Genomic DNA, 1,392 nt, shown 5'->3' with positions numbered 1-1,392 from the left:
GGGTCTTCGGCCGCGTGGGCGGCCCGGCGTCAGCGGGCGGCAGTGCCGTCTGCGGCCTCGGCGCGCAGTACCTGCTCCACGCGCTCCTCGACGATGCGGGCGACGGCCCAGCAGGCCGCCGCGTCCAGCCGCTTGTACGTGACCGCCGGACGTGCCTCCACGACGGCGGCCGTCTCCTTTGGCCCGGTCGTGACACGGACCTGTACGGAGACCGTCGTGTCCGACGGGCCGCACAGGTTCAGGTCCAGGGTGCCGTGCCCGAACGCGGTGATCTCGTCCAACCGCAGGACGGGGTCCCTCTCGACCGCGTACCGCACGCTGTCTGCCAGCTGGAAGGCGGTCCTGCCCCCGATGGCGGGTACCCGCACCTCACGGACGGAGGGCAGGGCCACGGCTTCGGGGCCGAGCGTGAGCCCGTACCGGCGGGCCGTGCGAGCCGCGCTCACCACTGTGGAGGTGGACAGCACGGCGGTGAAGGCGAGGGCGACCGCCGCGCCTGCGGCCAGGGCCCGGGGGGCGGCCCCAATCCAGGGCGTGCCGTCGCCCAGGACCAGCGCGGCGGTCATGGCTGCCGCGCACACCGCGCTGGTCGCCAGCGCAGGCAGGGCCAGCCGGCGGACGACCGCCAGCCAATAGCCGAGCATCGCATCGTTCCTCTCGCATGTGGGGAAGTCGAACCATACGGTGCCCGGCGCCCGGGGGCTCTGCCGCCCCGGGCGCCAGCCGACGAGTACGCAGCATGTCCCGCACCCCGTCCCCGTCGGGGCCACCACATTGGCTCTGTGGGGTCAGATCCGATGCTCGGGCAGTTCCGCTTCCTGAGTGGGCAGCGGAGCGTGGTCGGTGAAAATCGGCATGCCAAGTTCGACCAGTTGCGGCCGCCCGTCGGCCGGGGCCCGGCTGAGACTGTTGAGCTTGGCGGTGGCGGCGTCGAGGCTGCTCTGGAGCCCTTCCACTTCACCGAGCCAGCCGTTACCACGGGCTTCACGGATGCGTTCCCGAATCGCCTGCACATCCGATGGCGATGCGGCGGGGACCGGCGGGCAGGGGCGCGTAGTCGGCGAGGTTGGCGAGCAGCTCGCGGGCACCGGGCGTCTTCAGGACGATGTCCTGGACGCGAGGGTCGAGGCCGTTGAGGTCGAGGATTCGGGCGGCGGCCGGGTCGCGGAGCCGGTCCCGGACATCCTCGATCACCGCATGATGATGCACGACTTTCACCCAGATTGACGTTCGCTGCTGTACGTCGTGGGGGGGGGGGTACCGGGGCGCCCCCCCCCCCACGGGGGCCCCGGCCCCCCACGCTCTCACCCCTCAGGCCGAGGCGCTGCGACTCCGCCGCGTCTAAGCCCCCGCCCAGCCGCACCTTGGACGGCCGGGCGCGCTCGGGGCTCC

Annotated in this window: 3 protein-coding genes; all 3 read right to left on the bottom strand. The window is 73.1% G+C overall.

What is annotated here, in order from left to right; translation table 11 throughout:
- Positions 1–29: 29 nt before the first annotated feature.
- Positions 30–644: a hypothetical protein gene (locus ACFVYS_RS41645; RefSeq protein ID WP_389510812.1), complete on the bottom strand. Its 615-nt coding sequence runs from the start codon at positions 642–644 to the stop codon at positions 30–32.
- 144 nt (positions 645–788) lie between these two features.
- Positions 789–1,013 (bottom strand): hypothetical protein, encoded by a 225-nt coding sequence (locus ACFVYS_RS41640; RefSeq protein WP_389510810.1) that lies wholly within the window; start codon positions 1,011–1,013, stop codon positions 789–791.
- The gene (locus ACFVYS_RS41635) at positions 985–1,194 is read right to left on the bottom strand and encodes a hypothetical protein (RefSeq protein WP_389510808.1); all 210 of its coding nucleotides are present in this window, start codon (positions 1,192–1,194) and stop codon (positions 985–987) included. The genes ACFVYS_RS41640 and ACFVYS_RS41635 overlap by 29 nt, the downstream gene beginning before the upstream one ends.
- Positions 1,195–1,392 lie beyond the last annotated feature (198 nt).

The organism is Streptomyces sp. NPDC058295, assembly GCF_042880655.1.
GTDB lineage: Bacteria > Actinomycetota > Actinomycetes > Streptomycetales > Streptomycetaceae > Streptomyces > Streptomyces coriariae.
The sequence above is the reverse complement of the archived record's forward strand: the minus strand, read 5'-3'. Positions and strand labels throughout refer to the sequence as shown.

What these genes read in the sequence shown, in the direction of transcription:
- ACFVYS_RS41645 (WP_389510812.1), bottom strand. Translation starts at nt 644, where the DNA reads ATGCTCGGCTATTGGCTGGCGGTCGTCCGCCGGCTGGCCCTGCCTGCG.